This window comes from Rodentibacter sp. JRC1, assembly GCF_020521555.1.
Classification (GTDB): domain Bacteria; phylum Pseudomonadota; class Gammaproteobacteria; order Enterobacterales; family Pasteurellaceae; genus Rodentibacter; species Rodentibacter abscessus.
Window position 1 is genome coordinate 832,948 of sequence record NZ_BPWA01000001.1, and the last position, 21,250, is coordinate 854,197.

A 21,250-nucleotide genomic window follows, 5' to 3' on the forward strand; every position below is an offset into this window, starting at 1 on the left:
TATGTTGATTTTTGTGCTTAGAAAGCATATTGAGCCGGTATTACGTTTATTCAACAGCTAATTTCCCCATAACAAAAAGAACGGTTGATTTTGACCGCCCTTTTTTGTATTTTCATCTACAACTTACTGAGTTTATCTATCGCATTATCCATGACGTTTAGCTGTCGAAGCAAAAATAATTTTGTCAGGGCGATAGCTTATACTACCGTATTGAAACGGACGACCATCAGCTAAGTAAGTGGTGCTGGTTACACTCACAACCATATTGTATTCACCAAGATCCAGCGCATTTTTTTCTTCTTCGTTTGCATATCGAAACACAATCTCTCGTTGCGAATAACTAATATTTAGCCCCAATTCTCCCTCCAAATACCGATAAATAGATTGCTCGGCTATATCACGGTTAATAAAAGGCACGATTCGACGATCAAAATAAGAAATTTCATATTCTACGGATTGACCGTCAATTTCACGTATGCGGCCTATACGGTAAAAATCGATTTGATCATTTACATTAAAGATGCGCATTAAATCTTCTTCGCCTTGCACAATATATAAACTTGTCAAGGTTGTTTTAACGTTACGCGTTAAAGTGCGGTTTAATTCACCGACAGTTTTAATTTCAGAAAGCACCTGCGGTTTTAGTAAGTTACGTTCCAGAACAATGGAATTTCGCCCTTGTTGTTTCTGAATATAGCCGTCTATCTCAAGCAGCGATAAGGCTTTACGAATTGTATCTTTTGAAAAACCATAGTCTTTCATTAGCTCGCTTTCGCTTGGCAATTCCTGCTTTGCAGATAAAACCCCGCCTGTAATTTTATTTCTTATATCGTTATAAACTTTTTTATATTTACTCATTATTTTCAGTTACCGATTTTTATCCCTCTATCTCTTCATTCAAGAGCATATCACAAACTCATCAGATTACACTTATAGTTTTCGTGATCAAAATCACACTTTTACGATAATGCAATAACTTTTACGTAAAAGCCATTGCATAAAATAAAGTTTGGGTTAAAATCGCCGACAGTTCTAATTTTTAGAGGAAATATTATGCTTACTCGTTCAAGTGGTGTTTTAATGCACATCACCTCATTGCCAAATTCCTTTGGAATCGGTGGTTTTGGACAGTCTGCCTACGATTTTGTTGATTTCCTAGCCGAAACCCGACAAACCTATTGGCAAATCCTTCCATTAACGACCACAAGCTACGGTGATTCCCCCTACCAATCTTTTTCCGCCGTTGCCGGCAATATACACTTAATCGATTTTGAATTATTAGCAAAAATGGATCTACTAAAAAAATCGGACTATGACTCTGTAAATTTTGGGAATGATCCGACACAGGTTGATTATGAGCGTATTTTTTATGTCCGCCGCCCGATTTTAGAAATCGCCGTAAAAAATTTCTTAACCAATGGCAAATTTAAAGCCGAGTTTAAAAACTTTGAAAAAAACAACCGCACTTGGCTAGAAGATTATGCTGAATTTATGGCAATTAAAGAATATTTTGGCAACAAGGCTCTTCAAGAATGGGAAGATAAACAGGCTGTAACTCGAGATCCGAAAGTGCTGGAAAAGTATCGCTCAATGCTAGCCGAATCTATTCGGTATTTTAAAGTAACGCAATACTTTTTCTTCCAACAATGGCTGGCATTAAAAAATTACGCCAACCGAAAAGGTATTAAAATCATTGGTGATATGCCTATTTATGTGGCGGCAGACAGTGTTGAAGTTTGGACAAAACCGGAACTATTTCAATTAGATGCGGAGCGTAACCCGCTATATGTTGCCGGCGTTCCCGCCGATCAATTCAGTGCAACCGGACAGCTCTGGGGAAACCCTCTTTATGATTGGAATGAACACAAAAAACAAGGCTATGCTTGGTGGATTCATCGTATTGAAGAAAGTTTTAAAATTTACGATGTCCTTCGTATCGATCATTTCAAAGGTTTTTCAGATTATTGGAAAATTGACGGAAAAGCGGAGGTTGCCAAATACGGTAGCTGGCAGCCGGGCCCCGGCTATGGTTTATTTGAAGCGGTAAAGCAAAAATTAGGTGATTTACCAATCATTGCTGAAGATCTTGGAAATATTGATGATAAAGCAAGAAAATTGCTCACTGATTGCGGTTATCCGGGAATGAAAATTTTGCAATTCGGCTTTGAGGATGTGAGCGGCGAAAGTTTAGATAGCCCGCATTATAATATTCCTCATTCTATTACCTATATAGGAACTCATGACAACGATGTCGTCAACGGTTGGTATAAAGGTTTAACACCAGAGCAGCAGGCGTATATCAATGATTACACGCATCGCGGAGAAAACGAATCCGTTTGTCAGGCAATGATTCGTCAGTTATTCGCAACCGTCAGCAATACGGTGATTGTAACGATGCAAGATATTTTAGACTTGCCGGCAAGTTCCAGAATGAATGTTCCTTCTACCATTGGTGGGAATTGGCAATGGCGAATGCAAAGAGAAGATTTAACTCAAGATAAAAAAGCATTTTTAACTCATATGACTACTTTATATCAAAGAGCTAATTAAGGAAAAAACAATGATTAAATTTAGTACATTTGTGCAAACTGCAACAAGTAAAACACTCGGCGAATTAAGCGATCAGGATATTTATGTACAATTATTAAACTATGTAAAAACAATTTCTGAGAATAAGCCGAAAAATAACGGAAAACGTAAAGTTTATTATATTTCTGCGGAATTTCTTATTGGTAAATTATTATCTAATAATTTAATTAATCTTGGTGTATATCAGGATATTAAAAACGAACTGGCTAATGCAGGAAAATCATTAAGTCATATTGAAGATATTGAGCCGGAACCCTCTTTGGGAAATGGCGGGTTGGGACGTTTAGCCTCCTGTTTTATCGATTCAATGTCAACCCTTGGATTAAATGCAGAAGGTGTCGGATTAAACTACCACTGCGGTCTATTTAAACAAGTATTCAGACATAACGAACAACAAACCGAACCGAATTATTGGATAGAAAAACATTCTTGGTTAATTCCAACAGATATTAGCTATGAAGTTCCATTTAAAAACTTCACACTAAAGTCTAAATTAGATCGTATTGATATTCTAGGTTATAAAAAAGAAACTAAAAATTATCTTAATCTATTTGATATTCAATCAATTAATCATAATTTAATTAAAGAAGGTATTGAATTTGATAAAACCAAGATTAAAGAAAATTTAACGTTATTCCTTTATCCAGATGATTCTGATAAAAACGGTGAATTATTACGTATCTATCAGCAGTATTTTATGGTATCGAATGCCGCACAATTATTAATTGATGAAGCAATTGAACGAGGCAGTAATCTACACGATCTAGCCGATTATGCTTATGTGCAAATTAATGATACCCATCCTTCTATGGTGATCCCTGAGTTGATCCGCTTATTAACGGAAAAACATCAAATTGAATTTACCGAAGCCGTTAGCATCGTACGTAATATGATCGGTTATACCAACCATACGATTCTTGCCGAAGCATTAGAAAAATGGCCTTTATCTTATTTAGATGAAGTTATTCCCCATTTAGTAGTTATTATCAAAAAACTAGATGAATTGGTGCGTGCCGAATATACGGATCCTAAATTACAAATTATCGATAATGAAGATCGTGTTCATATGGCACATATGGATATTCACTTTTCCAATTCTGTAAATGGTGTAGCGGCACTACATACGGAAATCTTAAAAAATTCAGAACTTAAAAACTTTTATAAGATTTACCCGAACAAGTTTAACAATAAAACAAACGGCATTACTTTCCGCCGCTGGTTAGAGTTTTCTAATCAGGAATTGGCGGCTTATATTAAACAACTTATCGGTGATGATTATTTACAAGATGCGACACAACTAGAAAAACTGCTTACATTTAAAGATGATAAGGCCGTACATCAAAAATTATCGGAAATTAAGTTAAAAAATAAACTGGCATTGAAAACATACCTTAAAGAAAACAAGGGTATCGAGTTAGATGAAAATTCTATTATTGATACACAAATAAAACGTTTTCACGAATATAAACGCCAACAAATGAATGCGCTTTATGTGATTCATAAATACCTTGAAATCAAGGCGGGTAATTTACCAAAACGTAAGATTACAATCGTTTTTGGCGGAAAAGCTGCACCTGCTTATATCATCGCACAGGATATTATTCATTTAATTCTTTGTTTATCTGAGTTGATTAATAACGATCCTGAAGTAAACCGATATCTGAACGTTCATTTGATAGAAAACTATAATGTGAGTGTGGCTGAGAAATTAATTCCGGCAACGGACGTTTCAGAGCAGATCTCTCTTGCTTCAAAAGAAGCGTCCGGCACAGGCAATATGAAATTTATGCTCAATGGTGCATTAACATTAGGCACAATGGATGGCGCAAATGTTGAAATTGCCGAATTAGCCGGCTCAGAAAATATTTACACCTTTGGCAAAGATTCACAAAGTATCATTAAACTTTATGAGACTTCCGGCTATGTATCAAAGGATTATTATGAAAGCGATAAAAATATCAAACGTGCGGTAGATTTCATTCTTAATCCGAAATTGGTCAAGTTGGGCAATTTAACACGTTTAGAGCGTCTTTATAATGAATTATTGAATAAAGACTGGTTTATGACCTTAATTGACTTTAATGCTTATGTTGAAACAAAAGAAAAAATCTTAGCGGATTACGAAGATCAAGATAGCTGGAATAAAAAAGTTATTCAGAATATTGCGAAAGCAGGTTTCTTCTCCTCAGATCGCACCATCGCACAGTATAACGCTGACATTTGGCATTGTGAGCGTTAAGGGAAGAAGATGAAGCTACTTACCCTAAATGTACATGCTTGGTTAGAAGATAACCAAGCGGAAAAAATAGCGATAGTTGCTCAAACGATTGTAGAAAAAGGCTACGATGTTGTCGCCTTGCAGGAAGTCAATCAGCTAATGTCTGCACCTGAAATTTCACAATCGTTAAAAGCGGATAATTATGCCGTGATTTTATTGCGTCAAATTAATCAGCTGGTTGAACAAAAATATTCGCTATTTTGGAGTAACTCGCACATTGGTTACGATAAATATGATGAAGGCATCGCATTTTTAACCCGTTTACCGGTTTATGACATCGATACTTTTTATTGCAGTCAACATCAGCAACCAGATTCCATACTTTCCCGTAAAATTTTAGGATTAACCCTAGAATATCAGGGACAACTTGTAGATTGTTATTCTTGCCATATCAATTTACCTAATGCTCAAGGTGAAAATCAACTCGACAATATTCGAACGATTGTTGAGCGTAGCCAAAGTAACAATCTAAAAATTCTAATGGGAGATTTTAATACCGATGCAATAGCCGATTCTCAATCTTATCAAAATATCAAATCCCTAGGCTTGTTTGATAGTTATGAAATGGCAGAGCAAAAAGATGCAGGGATTACGGTAGAAAAAGCCATTGATGGTTGGCGTAATCACAGCGAAGAAAAACGGTTGGATTATATTTTTTTAAATCAAGCCAGAAGGGTTTTATCCAGTCAGGTCATTTTTAATGGCAAAAACAAACCTGTTGTTTCCGACCATTTTGGTTTGGAAGTGGAGCTCATATTATAGGAGAATAAAAATGAAAAAATTGCTCAGTTTTGAATTTTGGCAAAAATTCGGCAAATGCCTAATGGTGGTGATCGCAGTAATGCCGGCAGCAGGTTTAATGGTAAGTATCGGTAACTCATTGCCTTTACTTAGCGATGCAGAATGGCTAGCACGTGTAGGTAATATTATCGCACAAATCGGTTGGGGAATTATCGGCAATCTTCACTTGCTGTTTGCCTTAGCCATTGGCGGCAGTTGGGCAAACGAACGTGCAGGCGGCGCATTTGCCGCAGGTCTTGCCTTTATTTTAATTAACTTAATCACCGGACATTTTTTCGGTGTGAAAATTGAAATGCTCAATGATCCGAATGCCCATGTCAGCACGGTATTTGCGGGCGATATTCCGGTGGCGAATTATTTTGTCAATATATTGGGTCAACCTGCATTAAATATGGGAGTATTCGTTGGAATTATCGCCGGTTTTGTTGGGGCAACAACGTTTAATCGTTACTATAACTTCCGTAAATTACCTGAAATTCTCACCTTTTTTAACGGTAAACGCTTTGTACCTTTCGTGGTTATTTATCGTTCCGTGTTGGTGGCAATACTCTTGGCATTATTCTGGCCTTTAGTACAAACAGGCATTAATCATTTTGGCCAGTGGATTGCCAATTCACAAAATACCGCACCGATTTTAGCACCTTTTATCTACGGAACATTAGAACGTCTATTACTCCCTTTCGGCTTACATCATATGCTCACCATTCCAATGAATTATACCTCGTTAGGCGGCACATATGAATTTTTAACCGGTGCACAAAAAGGGGTACAAGTCTTCGGACAAGATCCGTTATGGTTGGCTTGGATTACCGATTTGATTAACCTAAAAGATGCCGGCCAATTCGCACAATATAATGATTTACTCTCAACGGTTACGCCTGCACGCTTCAAAGTGGGACAAATGATCGGTTCTAGCGGCATCTTAATGGGAGTTACCCTTGCAATGTACGTCAATGTCGATCCTGATAAGAAAAAAATCTACAAAGGTATTTTCCTTTCTTCAGCTCTTGCAGTCTTTTTAACCGGGGTCACTGAACCTATCGAATATATGTTTATGTTTGTCGCAATGCCACTTTATCTTATCTATGCCTTAGTACAAGGAAGTGCGTTTGCAATGGCAGACATTGTGAATCTACGTATGCATTCATTCGGTAACATCGAATTTTTAACCCGTACGCCAATGGCAATTAAAGCGGGGATCGGTATGGATGTTATCAACTTTATCTGGGTATCCGTTCTTTTTGCTGTGGCAATGTTCTTTATTGCGAATTTTATGATTAAAAAACTCAATTTGGCGACAGCAGGGCGTAATGGCAACTACGATGCAAAAGGTTCTGAGGAAATGACCGACAACGAAACAAAAGTTGCTAATGCCAGCGCACAAGTCGTGCAGATCGTGAATCTACTTGGCGGACGTAATAACATCGTTGATGTTGACGCTTGTATGACACGTTTACGTATTACCGTACACAATGCGGAGTTAGTCGGCGATGAAGCAAGTTGGAAACAAGCTGGAGCGATGGGCTTTATTGTGAAAGGCACCGGCATTCAGGCCATTTATGGTCCGAAAGCAGATGTATTGAAATCGGATATTCAAGATCTACTAAGATCAGGTGTTGAAATTCCGAAAATTTAATCTCCCATTTAGTGACTAACAAAAAGTGCGGTCAATTTTAACCGCACTTTTTTCATTTTCAGAAAAACATCTATATTGTGTGGCCTACACAATACCGAAAAAGATTAACGCATTGTGACAAATTCCTCAGAACCTGTCGGGTGAATTGCGACGGTATTATCAAAGTCTGCTTTAGTCGCGCCCATTTTAATAGCAACGGCAAAACCTTGAATCATCTCATCCACGCCAAAACCAATTCCGTGCAAGCCGACTATTTTCTCATCTTTCCCCACACAGACTAATTTCATACGGCAAGGTTGACGATGCTGCGTCACTGCCGTGTACATTGCGGTGAAAGAAGATTTATAAACTTTCACATTTGCCTCACCATATTGCTCAATCGCTTGCGGCTCGGTTAATCCCACCGTACCAATCGGCGGATGACTAAATACGACTGTCGGCACAAGGTTGTAATCCAAGTGTTCATTCGGTTTATTGTTAAATAAGCGTTCGGACAAACGGCGTCCTGCCGCCACCGCAACCGGTGTTAATTCAATACCGCCTTCAATAATGTCGCCCACGGCATAAATACCTTTTACATTCGTGTTTTGATATTTATCCACTTTGATATAACCGCGTTCGTTGGTTTCTACCCCTGCATTTTCTAAACCAATCTTATCGGTTGCCGGCTCACGACCTGCCGCCCAAATAACACAATCTACGGTAATGTTGCGTTCGTGATCAAACTTAACGGTTAAAGAACCGTCTTCATTTTTAATGATTTCTTCTACCGTGGTATGTTTATGCAAAGTGATTCCGTCTTGTTCCAACACTTCAAGCAAGGTATCGACAATCAGCGGATCTTGATTACGCATCGGAGCATGACGGCGCACCACTAAATGGGTTTCGGAACCAAGACTATTTAGCACACCGGCAAGTTCTACGGCGATATAGCCGGCACCAACGATTGCTACGCGTTTTGGCACTTCCGTTAATGCAAAAAAACCGTCGGAATCAATACCATATTCTTGTCCCTTAGTTGAATGAGGACGGAATGGACGACCACCGGTTGCAATTAAAATATGATCTGCAGTAACTTGCTCTGTTGAGCCGTCAGCGAACGTTACTTCAACCGTATGCGCATCAACAAACTTACCAAAACCGTTAATCACATCAACGTTATTTTTAGCGAGCACGTTATTATAAGAGGCATGAATACGGCTGATATAATCTTGACGACTTTTAACAAGTCTCTCGAAATCAAATTTTTTCACATCGACATCAAAACCATAATCCGGTGCGTAGTGGTTAATCGCTTCGGCAATCTGTGCACCGTAAAACATGACTTTTTTCGGCACACAACCTACGTTCACGCAAGTTCCACCTAAATATTTCGCTTCAATAATCGCACATTTTTTACCATAACTTGCCGCACGATTAATAGAAGCAATACCACCACTACCGCCACCAATAGCAATGTAATCATAATGTTTAGTCATAATTTGATCCTTTCTAAATACAAAAATTTTCTACATTTTGCCGAAAATCAATCAATAAAGCTATAGATTAATGTGATTGGGTATGTCTATATTGAAAAAGTGCGGTCAAATTCGACCGCACTTTAAACGCATAACGAGAAATGATTAGAAAGTGTAATTTACATTAAAACGGAAATCACGCCCTGCGCCCGGTAAGCTGTTTGCTCCAGCTCGCTGGCTATGACTTTTATAACGCTTATTAAATGCGTTGTTGATGGCAAAATTAAGCGTTAAATTTTCATTTGCGTCCCAACTTGCGTAAAAATCGTTGACACCATAACCGGCTTGTTTAATCGGTTTGCTCCCTGAGCTGGAACCACGACTCGGAGTACCTGTTTCTCCTTCAACAAAACGTCCTTTCCAACCGATTTCAAGAGCAGGTGCTTCAAATTTATAGGACACGGCGGTTGTCCAAGTGCGCCCCATCGCCACGGCAAGTACCGTATTATCCAATGTCGCCCCATTAAGTGCGGTCGTTTCCGGCTTACTTTCAGCCACACCTAAACGGAATTTAAAGCCGCCTTGTTTATATGCAGCCCCCAACTCATAGCCTTGGTTACGAAGTAATGCTGAATTAACGATGGTATTATCTTTAAGCGCATGAGCATCTTTCACTTTTTGCCAGAAATAGCTACCATTAAGCGAAATATTTTCGTTTAAATCGTAGTTAAAGCCGATCTCTGTGTTACGCGCTTTTTCCGCACGTAGATTATCCGCAACACTTCGTACCGTCCCACCGGCAAGTACAACCTCATAAAAACGTGGGCTGCGACTTGCGTAATTCAAATTGGTATTAAAACTTAAACCGTCCGTTACTTGCCAAATTAACCCGACACTTGGATTAAAGTCACCGTTGCTGACTTCTTTACCATTATTGGCTTTGAAGTTAAAGTGATCATAACGCAAGCCTGTTGTTAACGTAACCGGCCCGAATCCCCAAATCCCTTCGGCATATAAACCGACATCTTCTTTCTTCTGATTATTCGTCACAGCACCGCTTAAATTATTTGGTTTACCTTCTTGATGACGATAATTTACCCCGTATTTCACCCAGTGATTTGCACCGATTTCAGAATCTAAATTAATGTTCACACCTTTTGTTATCACTTTAGATTCACTTTTGGTATCTGTTTCCTTACGTGAAACATTCATTAAATAGGCATTAACTTTCGCTTCGGTAATAAAGCCCATTTTTTTACCTGTCCACTCAAGATTAGTTGTATCTTGAGTGGTAATACGATAGCGAGGTGAATTATTATCGGTATAAGGAACCGGATTACCATTTTGATCAAGCACATATCCGGTGTTCGGATCAACGGTATATCCCGCATCACGCCATTTTTTATGTAATTCTCCCGAACGCGGGTGATTTACATTAAAGGCATAGATTCCCGCTTTATTTTTTGATACCGCTGCCCAATCTTGTGAAAAATCAAATTCTTCACGTAATCCACGTGCGCCGTGATAGCGTTCTTGACGATGGCTTAAAACCAAGCGGTGATCCTCATTAATATCCACACCGAGTTTGGCAAGCAATCCTCGTTCACCAATCGCACTATTTTTTACGGTTTGCGAACCTTCTTTATTGCTATAGCCTTTACCGCCTTTATAGTTTTCAATGGTTTTCCAGCTACCGCTTAATAAGGCATCAACGCTACCCACCTTGCCATAAACGGTTGCTCCTTGAGAATGCCCTTTATTACTGCTAACGCCGGCATTAAGCTTAAAACCAAAATCTTGTCCTTCTTTTAATAAATCTTTGGCATCTACCGTTGTCGCCTCAATTGAGCCACTGGTAGCACCGATACCTGCACTGGCAGAACCGGCCCCTTTACGAATATCAATGCGTTTAATTAAGCTCGGATCAAATATAAATCGGCTTTGGTGGTGAAATAATTGCGCATCGCTTGAGGTATTATCCACTTTAAAATCAATCTGATCTTGCCCCATTCCTCGAATGGTTACCCACTGTGAAGTGCCGCCATTTCCGCCACCGAAGTTCACCGCCGGTTCTGCATTTAACACGCCACGTAAATCTTCATTTGTTGATTTCTTCAAATCTTCTAACGTCACCACATTCGTTTTACTTTTCGCTCCGGTATTTTCTGTTACCACATCAATAACCCCAAGGGTCTCTGTAGCGCCCACCGAAGTTGAAACTAAAACGGCTAAAGGGAGTAACGCAAAATTTGTCTTTTTCATAAATATTCTCTCAAGCTGATAAAAAATATGAGAACCATTATCATTTATTTTTAAGTTTATTTCAAGTAATTCGATCTTAAAAAAATAAAGAGGTAAAACATAAAAATCCCGACTTGCAATCTCAACAAATCTGCGTATCATTCCACACCTTGTTTTCAACTCGGGTTCCCTCACCCCGAATTATTATTCAATCAAAAAGGTAAAATATGCATATCACCTATCCGATCTTTAATGATCAGCAAAAACGTAACGCACTCATCTGGTTGAGTCTTTTCCATATCCTCATTATCGCCGCCAGCAATTATTTGGTTCAAATTCCTTTTGAAATCACCTTAAAACTAACCGCACTTGGTGCGGCAGAGGATTTTTCCTTTCATAGCACTTGGGGAACAATCACTTTTCCGTTTATTTTCCTTGCAACAGATTTAACCGTGCGTGTATTTAGTGCAAAAGAAGCACGCCGGATTATTTTTATCGTAATGTTTCCGGCATTAATTATAAGCTATGTGATTTCCGTATTATTTTCAGATACGCAATTTCAAGGTATAGCAGCGCTGAGTACGTTCGATATATTTGTTTTCCGCATTGCCGCAGCGAGTTTCTTTGCTTATGTAGTTGGACAATTACTAGATGTAACGGTCTTCAACCGCCTACGCCAACTCAAAACCTGGTGGATTGCGCCAAGTAGTTCGATGATATTCGGCTCTCTAGCAGACACCTTCGCTTTTTTCAGCATCGCCTTTTACCAAAGCGCCGATCCTTTTATGGCGGAACACTGGGTTCAACTTGGTTTCGTTGATTATTTATTCAAATTATTTATTGGTATCCTGTTATTCGTACCGGCTTATGGCGTGGTGTTAAGTATCATCTTACGCAAACTGCAGAAATTAAGCAGCCACATAAAACAGGATTAAATGTAATGAAAAAGTGCGGTCAAAAAAATAGAAGTTTTTCAACCGCACTTTAAGCTCTCATTTGCCGAAATATTTCAACACAAAAATAAATCGGCAAATTATTGTTAAGTTACAAAATAATCATATCATCACGGTGAAGTGCAACTGCGCCATATTCATAGCCAAGAATATGCTCAATTTCGTGAGATTGCCTGCCTTTAATCAATAGCAACGCATCATTATTGTAACGCGGCATACCGAGCGCAATATCTTTACCGGTTCGATTACGAATTTTCACGACTTCACCACGGGAAAAACGCCCTTCTACTGCAACAATACCTGCAGGTAATAACGATTTATTTTGTACAAGCATGGCTTGTTCTGCGCCATCATCAATCGTGAGAACACCTACGGAAGGTGCGGCAAACAACCACTGTTTGCGGCTTTCCAAACGATCGGCTTGGTGAGCGATAAATTTCGTGCCGATATTTTGCTCATAGGCTAAATCGGTGATGACATTCGGGCGATTGCCCGGAGCAATAATGGTTTCAATACCGGAACGGGTTGCCACATCCGCTGCAATAATTTTGGTACTCATTCCCCCTGTGCCAAGGTGAGTTCCACTACCTCCGGCAATAGAACGAATATGATCGGTAATTTTTTCCACGACCGGAATAAGTTTTGCTTGCGGATTTTTACGCGGATCACTATCAAACAAGCCTTGTTGATCTGTCAATAAATAAAGCTGTTCCGCTTGCACCAAAATAGCAACCAATGCGGATAAATTATCATTATCCCCCACTTTAATTTCTGCGGTTGCAACGGCATCGTTTTCATTGATAACCGGGATAATTTGATTATCAAGCAAAGCGTGCAAAGTATCGCGTGCATTCAGAAAACGTTCACGATCTTCAATATCAGCACGGGTCAGTAAAATTTGACCGATATGAATATCATAAATAGCAAATAATTTTTCCCAAGCCTGAATAAGTTGGCTTTGCCCCACCGACGCAAGTAATTGCTTAGAGGCGATTGTGGGCGGTAATTGAGGATGATTCAAATAATGTCGCCCGGCGGCAATCGCACCTGAGGTAACAATCACAATACGGTATCCTTCGTGGTGAAGCCGTGCGATTTGACGCACAATTTCCATCATATGCGGGGAATGTAATTTTGTAGTACCTTGAGTTAAGGTGCTGGTACCAAATTTTACAACAATGGTTTTCTTATTCATTTTTCTTTCTCTTTTATACTGAAAACGCCGCTCACATTAACACTAAACTTTTTAAAAAGCATTAAAATTGTGCAACGCTGTGATATAGTCTCCTTCAATTCAACAAGGAGTTTTTATGACATTCAGTTTAATTGTTGCCAGCACGCTCAATAATGTTATCGGCAAAGAGAATAAAATGCCTTGGCATCTACCGGCAGATCTCGCATGGTTCCGCCAAAACACCACGAATAAACCCGTAATTATGGGCCGTAAAACCTTTGAAAGTATTGGTCGCCCATTGCCAAAACGTGTGAATATTGTGCTTTCCCGCCAACCTTACGAACAAGAAGGCGTGATTTGGAAAAGTAGCTTGGAAAGTGCGGTCGATTTTGTCAAAGATTCTGAAGAAATTATGTTGATCGGCGGTGGAGAGCTTTTTAAACAATACTTACCGCAAGCCGATAAACTTTATTTAACGCAAATTCAAACGGAAATTGAAGGGGATACTTTTTTCCCGGCTTTAAATTGGGATGAGTGGCATATTGACTTTGAAACATATCGAGAAAAAGATGAAGCCAATCCTTATGATTGCCGTTTTTTGATTTTATCCAGAAAGTAAAAAAGTGCGGTCGAAATTGACCGCACTTTTTGCATATTCAGCAGAAGAGAAATTAGTTTTTCGCTGTCGCTGCGGCTTTCACGATCACCGCAAATGCCGCTGCTTTTAATGATGCACCACCGACTAATGCACCGTCAATATCCGGTTGGGTGAATAATTCTGCTGCGTTAGCATCATTTACAGAACCGCCGTATTGAATGATAACTTGATCTGCCACAGCTTGAGATTTTGCTGCAATATGACCACGGATAAAGGCATGAACCGCTTGAGCCTGTGCAGGAGTTGCGGATTTTCCGGTACCGATAGCCCAAATAGGTTCATAGGCAATAACCGCACCGTTAAAGGCTTCAACGCCCAAAGCATTAATTACCGCATCAATTTGACGCGCACAAACTTCTTCTGTTTTACCCGCTTCGTTTTCTGCTTCGGATTCACCGATACATAACACCGGCACTAAACCTGCTTCTTTTAATGCCGCAAATTTTTTGGCGATAAATTCATCACTTTCTTTGTGGTAAGTACGACGTTCAGAGTGACCGATAATAATATATTTCGCACCAAAATCTTTTAACATTTCGGTCGAAATATCACCGGTGAATGCGCCTTTCACATTCACATCGACATTTTGTGAACCAAGCGCAATTTGGCTGCCCGCAAGTGCCGCTTCCGCCTCCGCCAAATACATCACCGGCGGTGCAATCGCAACATTACAACCTTCAACACCCGCAAGCTCGTTTTTTAAACCTTCAATTAATTCTTTAGTAAATGCTTTACTACCATTTAACTTCCAGTTTCCCATAACTAAAGGACGACGTGCCATTTTTATTTCTCCATAATTAATTAAAAACTTGGCTACTATACCAAATTTTGACTTTGATTCTTTGTTCAAAATCACAAATTTGAAAAAATTTTTCCCAAGTGCGTGATTCTTTAGCGTGAAAAAGCTACAATTTACTGTATAGAATCAATAAAAAATAACCAATTTTATTAAAATGAAGATCTTCAAAGCCGAACAATGGAACATTGAGATGCTATTGCCTCTCTTTGAACATTACCGTCTTGCCAATGGAATGACGGAAAATCCTGACCGCACTTTAACCTTCTTAACTAACCGCATTCGTTTTAATGAAAGCCTTTTTTTTATTGCGGTGAACACTGAAAACGAGGCGGTCGGATTTATTCAGCTTTATCCACGCTTATCTTCCCTACAATTGCAACGCTATTGGCAACTTACCGATATTTATGTAAAAGAACACGCACAAAAAACAAATATTTATACTGCACTGATTTCCAAAGCAAAAGATTTTGTACGTTATACTCAATCAACCCGTTTGGTTGCCGAATTGGGGCAAACCCAACATAAATTATTAGAGAATGAAGGTTTTAAATTAAATTCGAAAAAAAGCCTGTTTGAACTGAGTTTATAATGCAAACCGATCTACAATCTTACTGGGATTATTTACGTATAGAACGCCAAGTTAGTCCTCATACACTCAATAATTATCAACGACAACTTGATAGCGTGCAAAAATTGCTTGTCGAACAAGGCATTCAACAGTGGCAACAGATCACACCAAGTGTTGTACGTTTCGTACTGGCACAAAGTAAAAAAGCAGGACTAAAAGAAAAAAGTCTTGCTTTACGTTTATCCGCTCTCCGCCAATTTTTAAGCTATTTAGTTCGACAAGGTAAATTAAAAGTAAACCCTGCTACAGGTATTTCTGCGCCGAAACAAAGCAAACATTTACCTAAAAATATTGATGGAGAGCAAGTTCAACAGCTACTTGCTAATGACAGTAAAGACCCTATAGATATTCGTGATCGTGCAATTTTAGAATTAATGTATAGTTCCGGCTTACGTTTATCTGAATTACAAGGGCTTAATTTAAACAGCATTAATACTCGAACTCGTGAAGTCCGTGTATTAGGAAAAGGTAATAAAGAACGTATTGTACCTTTCGGTCGCTATGCCTCCCACGCGCTGCAACAATGGCTAAAAGTGCGGTTGTTATTTAATCCTAAAGATGAAGCTTTATTTGTTAGCCAATTGGGTAATCGAATATCCCATCGTGCTATTCAAAAACGTGTGGAAACATGGGGAATTCGTCAGGGTTTAAACAGCCATTTAAACCCTCATAAATTACGTCATTCTTTTGCAACACATATGTTGGAGGCAAGCTCCGATCTTCGTGCCGTTCAAGAATTGCTTGGGCATAGTAATCTTGCAACCACGCAAATTTATACCCATCTCAATTTCCAACACCTTGCCGATGTGTACTCTCAAGCACACCCTCGAGCCAGACGCAAGAAATAAAGTGCGGTCAAAAATAACCGTATTTTTCTATTCGGTTACAAATTAATTTGGACGAGATTAGTTCCGTTTTATATCAGGAACGTTCATTTGTTTCAAATAAAGATATTTAATCACACAATACTAAGGATGTTTTATGCTTTTTTTCTTAAAATCTAACCAAGGGAAACCGATTCCCGATACAGAAATCAGAGCGCAATACAATCGTCTAAGATGGCATGCGTTATTTGGTATTTTTATTGGTTATGCCGCGTTCTATATTCTCCGCAATAATTTTCTCCTCTCTTCACCCGAATTGATTAGCGATTTTGGATTCACCAAAAAAGATATCGGTTTTATTTCCGGTACGATGCTAATCGTTTATGGTTTAAGTAAAGGCTTTATGTCAGCCATTGCAGATAAATCAAATCCAAAACATTTTATGATTTTCGGCTTAATGATGTCCGCTATCGTAAATTTAATGATGGGCTTTAGCGCTTCATTCTGGATTTTCTTATTCCTTTGCATCCTAAACGGTATTTTTCAAGGAATGGGGGCCGGCCCTGCATATATTGTGCTGGCAAGCTGGTTTCCGAGAAAATCTCGCGGTGTTACAACGGCAATTTTCAATATTTCACACAACGTAGGTGGCGGCTTAGTCGCTCCAATCGCCGGAGCCGGTATTGCATGGTTAGGTCAAGAACATTGGCAAATCGCCCACTTTATTGTCCCGGTAGCCATTGCGACAATCGTTGCTATCATTTTTTATATTTTTGGTGCAGGACGAACCTATAATGAAGGGTTACCACCTATGGCTCAAATCTTGAAAAATGAACAAGATGAACTTGTTGTCACCAGAAATGAAAACATCAATTTAAGCACCTGGGAAATCTTCCGTGATTACATAATGAAAGATATTAATGTATGGTTTGTTTCTTTTATTGATGTATTTACCTATATGATTCGGTTCGGCGTACTAACTTGGCTACCACTTTATCTGTTAGAAACCAAGGGCTTTTCAAAGGGGCAAATGGCAACCGCATTCGCCATTTTTGAATGGGCGGCAATTCCATCTACCTTATTAGCTGGCTGGTTAACCGATACTTATTTCAAAGGTCGCCGAATGCCCCTTGCGATCATTACATTATTCGGGGTGGGAGCTGCAATGTTTGCCTATTGGGGCGGAACCGATTTGCTCACAGTCACTATCGGTGCAGGCATTATCGGTTGTTTAATCTATGTCCCGATGTTTTTATCTTCTCTTCAAACCATTGAACTTGTACCCTCTTTCGCAGCAGGCTCAGCAACGGGCTTGCGTGGTTTATTAAGTTATATTTTAGGTAGTTTCTCAGGCACTGCATTATTCGGAATCTTGGCAGAACGTTTCGGCTGGGATGCCGGATTTTACTTATTGCTATTCGCAGTGGCAGGTTGTATTTTCTGCTGTTATATGACGCATTTAGGCGTGCTACGTTTAGAACGTAAAAAAAGAGCAAGTAGTAAATAAATAGACATAAATTAGATATATTCCCCCATTCATTACTGAGAGTTTGGGGGTATTTTATCGTCTGTCACTTACTAACCTCCTTAAATGTTTTGCTTTTTAGGGTATTTAGATTTTTCTCTTAGAGGAAATTTTAGTTTTTTGAATTGAAAATACTTTGATGAGGACGATAATTTTACGGTGAAATTCAATAAGACACTTTACCGGATTAAGCACAAAACAGTAAAAAAGAAAGGAAAATCAACCGCACTTTTGTACGTTCGTTCGTGTTGATGTTTTAGAAGGGATTGATTAAAAATAAATAGGATAGATACATCAGAATTGGGCTTCACTCCCGGTCAGTAAGTGAAAGAACGTGTAAAAAGTAAGTAAGCCAAAATTTAGTCGTGAAATAACAAAACCCCTTGAACTCTACCAGTCCAAGGGGCTTGATATGTTTGAACCCGGCGGTGCCCTACTCTCACATGGGGAAACCCCACACTACCATCGGCATTACGGCTTTTCACTTCTGAGTTCGGTATGGGGTCAGGTGGAACCTCCGCACTATCGCCGCCGGGATAATCCTTCGATAACTGCTTCTTTCTCTTTAAACAATTGGTCACAAGCCGAAAAATCTTCTCCAAAATCTCTCTTATCTTTCTCATTCAGTCAGTTCGCTACAAAAACACTTGAGCGTTGTATAGTTAAGCCTCTCGGGCAATTAGTATGGGTTAGCTCAATATCTCACAATACTTACACACCCCACCTATCTACGTCTTAGTCTTAAACAACCCTTACTCTCTTATAGAGTGGGAGAACTCATCTTAAGGCAAGTTTCGTGCTTAGATGCTTTCAGCACTTATCTCTTCCGCACTTAGCTACTCGGCAATGCATCTGGCGATACAACCGAAACACCAGTGGTGCGTCCACTCCGGTCCTCTCGTACTAGGAGCAGCCCCTCTCAATTCTCCTACGCCCACGGCAGATAGGGACCGAACTGTCTCACGACGTTCTAAACCCAGCTCGCGTACCACTTTAAATGGCGAACAGCCATACCCTTGGGACCTACTTCAGCCCCAGGATGTGATGAGCCGACATCGAGGTGCCAAACACCGCCGTCGATATGAACTCTTGGGCGGTATCAGCCTGTTATCCCCGGAGTACCTTTTATCCGTTGAGCGATGGCCCTTCCATGCAGAACCACCGGATCACTATGACCTACTTTCGTACCTGCTCGACTTGTCCGTCTCGCAGTTAAGCTTGCTTATACCATTGCACTAACCTGACGATGTCCGACCGTCATTAGCAAACCTTCGTGCTCCTCCGTTACTCTTTGGGAGGAGACCGCCCCAGTCAAACTACCCACCAGACACTGTCCGAGTACCCGTTACAGGCACTTCGTTAGAACATCAAACGTTAAAGGGTGGTATTTCAAGGATGGCTCCACGATAACTGGCGTTACCGCTTCAAAGCCTCCCACCTATCCTACACATCAAAATTCAAGGTTCAGTGTCAAGCTATAGTAAAGGTTCACGGGGTCTTTCCGTCTAGCCGCGGGTACACCGCATCTTCACGGCGATTTCAATTTCACTGAGTCTCGGGTGGAGACAGCCTGGCCATCATTATGCCATTCGTGCAGGTCGGAACTTACCCGACAAGGAATTTCGCTACCTTAGGACCGTTATAGTTACGGCCGCCGTTTACTGGGGCTTCGATCAGGTGCTTCTCAAATGATTACACCATCAATTAACCTTCCAGCACCGGGCAGGCATCACACCCTATACGTCCACTTTCGTGTTTGCAGAGTGCTGTGTTTTTAATAAACAGTTGCAGCCAGCTGGTATCTTCGACCGGTTCACCCTTCGTGAGTTAATCACTACAAGCTACGCCGGCGCACCTTCTCCCGAAGTTACGGTGCTATTTTGCCTAGTTCCTTCACCCGAGTTCTCTCAAGCGCCTGAGTATTCTCTACCTGACCACCTGTGTCGGTTTTCAGTACGGTTTAGTAAAGCCTGAAGCTTAGTGGCTTTTCCTGGAAGTGTGGTATCGGCAACTTCTTGTCCGTAGACAATCGTCATCAGCTCTCGGTGTTTAAAGAAGACCGGATTTGCCTAATCTTCCCACCTACCACCTTAAACAAGGATTTCCAACACCTTGCTTGCCTAACCTGCTCCGTCCCCACATCGCAGCTTTACCAAGTACGGGAATATTAACCCGTTTCCCATCGACTACGCTTTTCAGCCTCGCCTTAGGGGCCGACTCACCCTGCCCCGATTAACGTTGGACAGGAAACCTTGGTCTTCCGGCGAACGGGTTTTTCACCCGTTTTATCGTTACTTATGTCAGCATTCGCACTTGTGATACGTCCAGCAAACCTCTCGATTCACCTTCATCCGCTTACACAACGCTCCCCTACCCAACAGAATTAATCCTGATGCCGCAGCTTCGGTGCTATATTTGAGCCCCGTTACATCTTCCGCGCAGGCCGACTCGACTAGTGAGCTATTACGCTTTCTTTAAATGATGGCTGCTTCTAAGCCAACATCCTAGCTGTCTAAGCCTTCCCACTTCGTTTCCCACTTAATATAAACTTTGGGACCTTAGCTGGCGGTCTGGGTTGTTTCCCTCTCCACGACGGACGTTAGCACCCGCCGTGTGTCTCCTGAGTATCACTCTTCGGTATTCGTAGTTTGCATCGGGTTGGTAAGCCGGGATGGCCCCCTAGCCGAAACAGTGCTCTACCCCCGAAGGTGTCCGCTCAAGGCTCTACCTAAATAGATTTCGGGGAGAACCAGCTATCTCCCGGTTTGATTGGCCTTTCACCCCCAGCCACAAGTCATCCGCTAATTTTTCAACATTAGTCGGTTCGGTCCTCCAGTTAGTGTTACCCAACCTTCAACCTGCCCATGGCTAGATCACCGGGTTTCGGGTCTATACCTTGCAACTAAAACGCCCAGTTAAGACTCGGTTTCCCTTCGGCTCCCCTATGCGGTTAACCTCGCTACAAAATATAAGTCGCTGACCCATTATACAAAAGGTACGCAGTCACCCTTTCAGGCTCCCACTGCTTGTACGTACAAGGTTTCAGGTTCTATTTCACTCCCCTCGCCGGGGTTCTTTTCGCCTTTCCTTCACAGTACTGGTTCACTATCGGTCAATCAGGAGTATTTAGCCTTGGAGGATGGTCCCCCCTTCTTCAGACAGGATATCACGTGTCCCGCCCTACTTATTGTCAGCCTAGTACCACAATGCACCATTCGAATACGGGACTATCACCCTGTTTCGTTCAACTTCCCAGTCGATTCTTCTTAATACACTGCTATCACTGACGGCTACTCCGCTTTCGCTCGCCGCTACTCACGGAATCTCGGTTGATTTCTTTTCCTCGGGGTACTTAGATGTTTCAGTTCTCCCGGTTTGCCTTGCTTAACTATGGATTCATTAAGCAATAGTAGATTCTTCATCTACTGGGTTTCCCCATTCGGATATCTCGGGTTAAACGCTTCTTATCAACTCACCCAAGCTTTTCGCAGATTTGCACGTCCTTCTTCGCCTCTGATTGCCAAGGCATCCACCTTGTACGCTTAGTCACTTAACTATACAACCTCAAGTGTTTTCAATACCAAACACTTTAGCTGTTATTTAATCTAACTAAACACTCGATTGCTTTTGCTCAATCAAGATTTTTATTACTCAGACTTTCTTCTATCCGCTTTCGCAGACTTAAAA

At 40.5% G+C, this 21,250-nt stretch carries 14 protein-coding genes and 2 rRNA genes; 9 read left to right on the forward strand and 7 right to left on the reverse strand.

Annotation, left to right across the window (positions count from 1 at the left end; genetic code table 11):
- Positions 1-144 precede the first annotated feature (144 nt).
- A complete protein-coding gene (locus HEMROJRC1_RS03745) occupies positions 145-858 on the reverse strand; it encodes a UTRA domain-containing protein (RefSeq protein ID WP_226691690.1) in 714 nt (237 codons plus the stop codon).
- Positions 859-1,053: 195 nt separating this feature from the next.
- On the opposite strand from HEMROJRC1_RS03745, the gene malQ reads away from it, so the two are divergent.
- The 4 genes from malQ to HEMROJRC1_RS03765 are packed head-to-tail and all read left to right on the forward strand — an operon-like array spanning position 1,054 to position 7,304.
- A complete protein-coding gene (gene malQ / locus HEMROJRC1_RS03750) occupies positions 1,054-2,550 on the forward strand; it encodes a 4-alpha-glucanotransferase (protein WP_226691691.1) in 1,497 nt (498 codons plus the stop codon).
- Between the two features lie 10 nt (positions 2,551-2,560).
- Positions 2,561-4,828, forward strand: a complete 2,268-nt coding sequence (gene glgP / locus HEMROJRC1_RS03755; RefSeq protein ID WP_226691692.1) for a glycogen/starch/alpha-glucan family phosphorylase — start codon at positions 2,561-2,563, stop codon at positions 4,826-4,828.
- Between the two features lie 9 nt (positions 4,829-4,837).
- Positions 4,838-5,629 (forward strand): endonuclease/exonuclease/phosphatase family protein, encoded by a 792-nt coding sequence (locus tag HEMROJRC1_RS03760; RefSeq protein WP_226691693.1) that lies wholly within the window; start codon positions 4,838-4,840, stop codon positions 5,627-5,629.
- A gap of 10 nt (positions 5,630-5,639) precedes the next feature.
- A complete protein-coding gene (locus tag HEMROJRC1_RS03765) occupies positions 5,640-7,304 on the forward strand; it encodes a PTS transporter subunit IIBC (protein WP_226691694.1) in 1,665 nt (554 codons plus the stop codon).
- Between the two features lie 104 nt (positions 7,305-7,408).
- Here the strand turns inward: HEMROJRC1_RS03765 and gorA are convergent, their stop codons facing one another.
- Positions 7,409-8,782, reverse strand: a complete 1,374-nt coding sequence (gene gorA, locus HEMROJRC1_RS03770; RefSeq protein WP_226691695.1) for a glutathione-disulfide reductase — start codon at positions 8,780-8,782, stop codon at positions 7,409-7,411.
- 144 nt (positions 8,783-8,926) lie between these two features.
- Positions 8,927-11,023, reverse strand: a complete 2,097-nt coding sequence (locus HEMROJRC1_RS03775) for a TonB-dependent receptor domain-containing protein (RefSeq protein WP_226691696.1) — start codon at positions 11,021-11,023, stop codon at positions 8,927-8,929.
- Positions 11,024-11,229: 206 nt separating this feature from the next.
- Between HEMROJRC1_RS03775 and HEMROJRC1_RS03780 the strand changes: the two genes are divergently transcribed.
- Positions 11,230-11,937, forward strand: a complete 708-nt coding sequence (locus HEMROJRC1_RS03780; protein WP_226691697.1) for a 7-cyano-7-deazaguanine/7-aminomethyl-7-deazaguanine transporter — start codon at positions 11,230-11,232, stop codon at positions 11,935-11,937.
- Between the two features lie 109 nt (positions 11,938-12,046).
- Here the strand turns inward: HEMROJRC1_RS03780 and proB are convergent, their stop codons facing one another.
- A complete protein-coding gene (gene proB / locus HEMROJRC1_RS03785) occupies positions 12,047-13,150 on the reverse strand; it encodes a glutamate 5-kinase (protein WP_226691698.1) in 1,104 nt (367 codons plus the stop codon).
- 115 nt (positions 13,151-13,265) lie between these two features.
- Between proB and folA the strand changes: the two genes are divergently transcribed.
- Complete coding sequence (folA, locus tag HEMROJRC1_RS03790) at positions 13,266-13,748, forward strand: type 3 dihydrofolate reductase (RefSeq protein ID WP_226691699.1); 483 nt, start codon at positions 13,266-13,268, stop codon at positions 13,746-13,748.
- A 52-nt stretch (positions 13,749-13,800) separates the two neighbouring features.
- Here the strand turns inward: folA and tpiA are convergent, their stop codons facing one another.
- A complete protein-coding gene (tpiA, locus tag HEMROJRC1_RS03795) occupies positions 13,801-14,568 on the reverse strand; it encodes a triose-phosphate isomerase (protein WP_226691700.1) in 768 nt (255 codons plus the stop codon).
- Between the two features lie 172 nt (positions 14,569-14,740).
- On the opposite strand from tpiA, the gene HEMROJRC1_RS03800 reads away from it, so the two are divergent.
- From HEMROJRC1_RS03800 to HEMROJRC1_RS03810, 3 genes are all read left to right on the forward strand, one after another.
- Positions 14,741-15,175 carry a GNAT family N-acetyltransferase gene (locus HEMROJRC1_RS03800; RefSeq protein ID WP_226691701.1) on the forward strand — a complete coding sequence of 145 codons (435 nt, stop codon included), beginning with the start codon at positions 14,741-14,743 and terminating at the stop codon, positions 15,173-15,175.
- The gene (gene xerC / locus HEMROJRC1_RS03805; protein ID WP_226691702.1) at positions 15,175-16,062 is read left to right on the forward strand and encodes a tyrosine recombinase XerC; all 888 of its coding nucleotides are present in this window, start codon (positions 15,175-15,177) and stop codon (positions 16,060-16,062) included. Before HEMROJRC1_RS03800 ends, xerC begins: the two co-directional genes overlap by 1 nt.
- Before the next feature lie 133 nt (positions 16,063-16,195).
- Positions 16,196-17,545 (forward strand): MFS transporter, encoded by a 1,350-nt coding sequence (locus HEMROJRC1_RS03810; protein ID WP_226691703.1) that lies wholly within the window; start codon positions 16,196-16,198, stop codon positions 17,543-17,545.
- A 438-nt stretch (positions 17,546-17,983) separates the two neighbouring features.
- On the opposite strand, the gene rrf is transcribed toward HEMROJRC1_RS03810, so the two are convergent.
- Together rrf and HEMROJRC1_RS03820 are read right to left on the reverse strand one after the other, a co-directional pair.
- A 5S ribosomal RNA gene (gene rrf / locus HEMROJRC1_RS03815) occupies positions 17,984-18,099 on the reverse strand.
- 122 nt (positions 18,100-18,221) lie between these two features.
- Positions 18,222-21,119, reverse strand: a 23S ribosomal RNA gene (locus HEMROJRC1_RS03820).
- Positions 21,120-21,250: the final 131 nt, after the last annotated feature.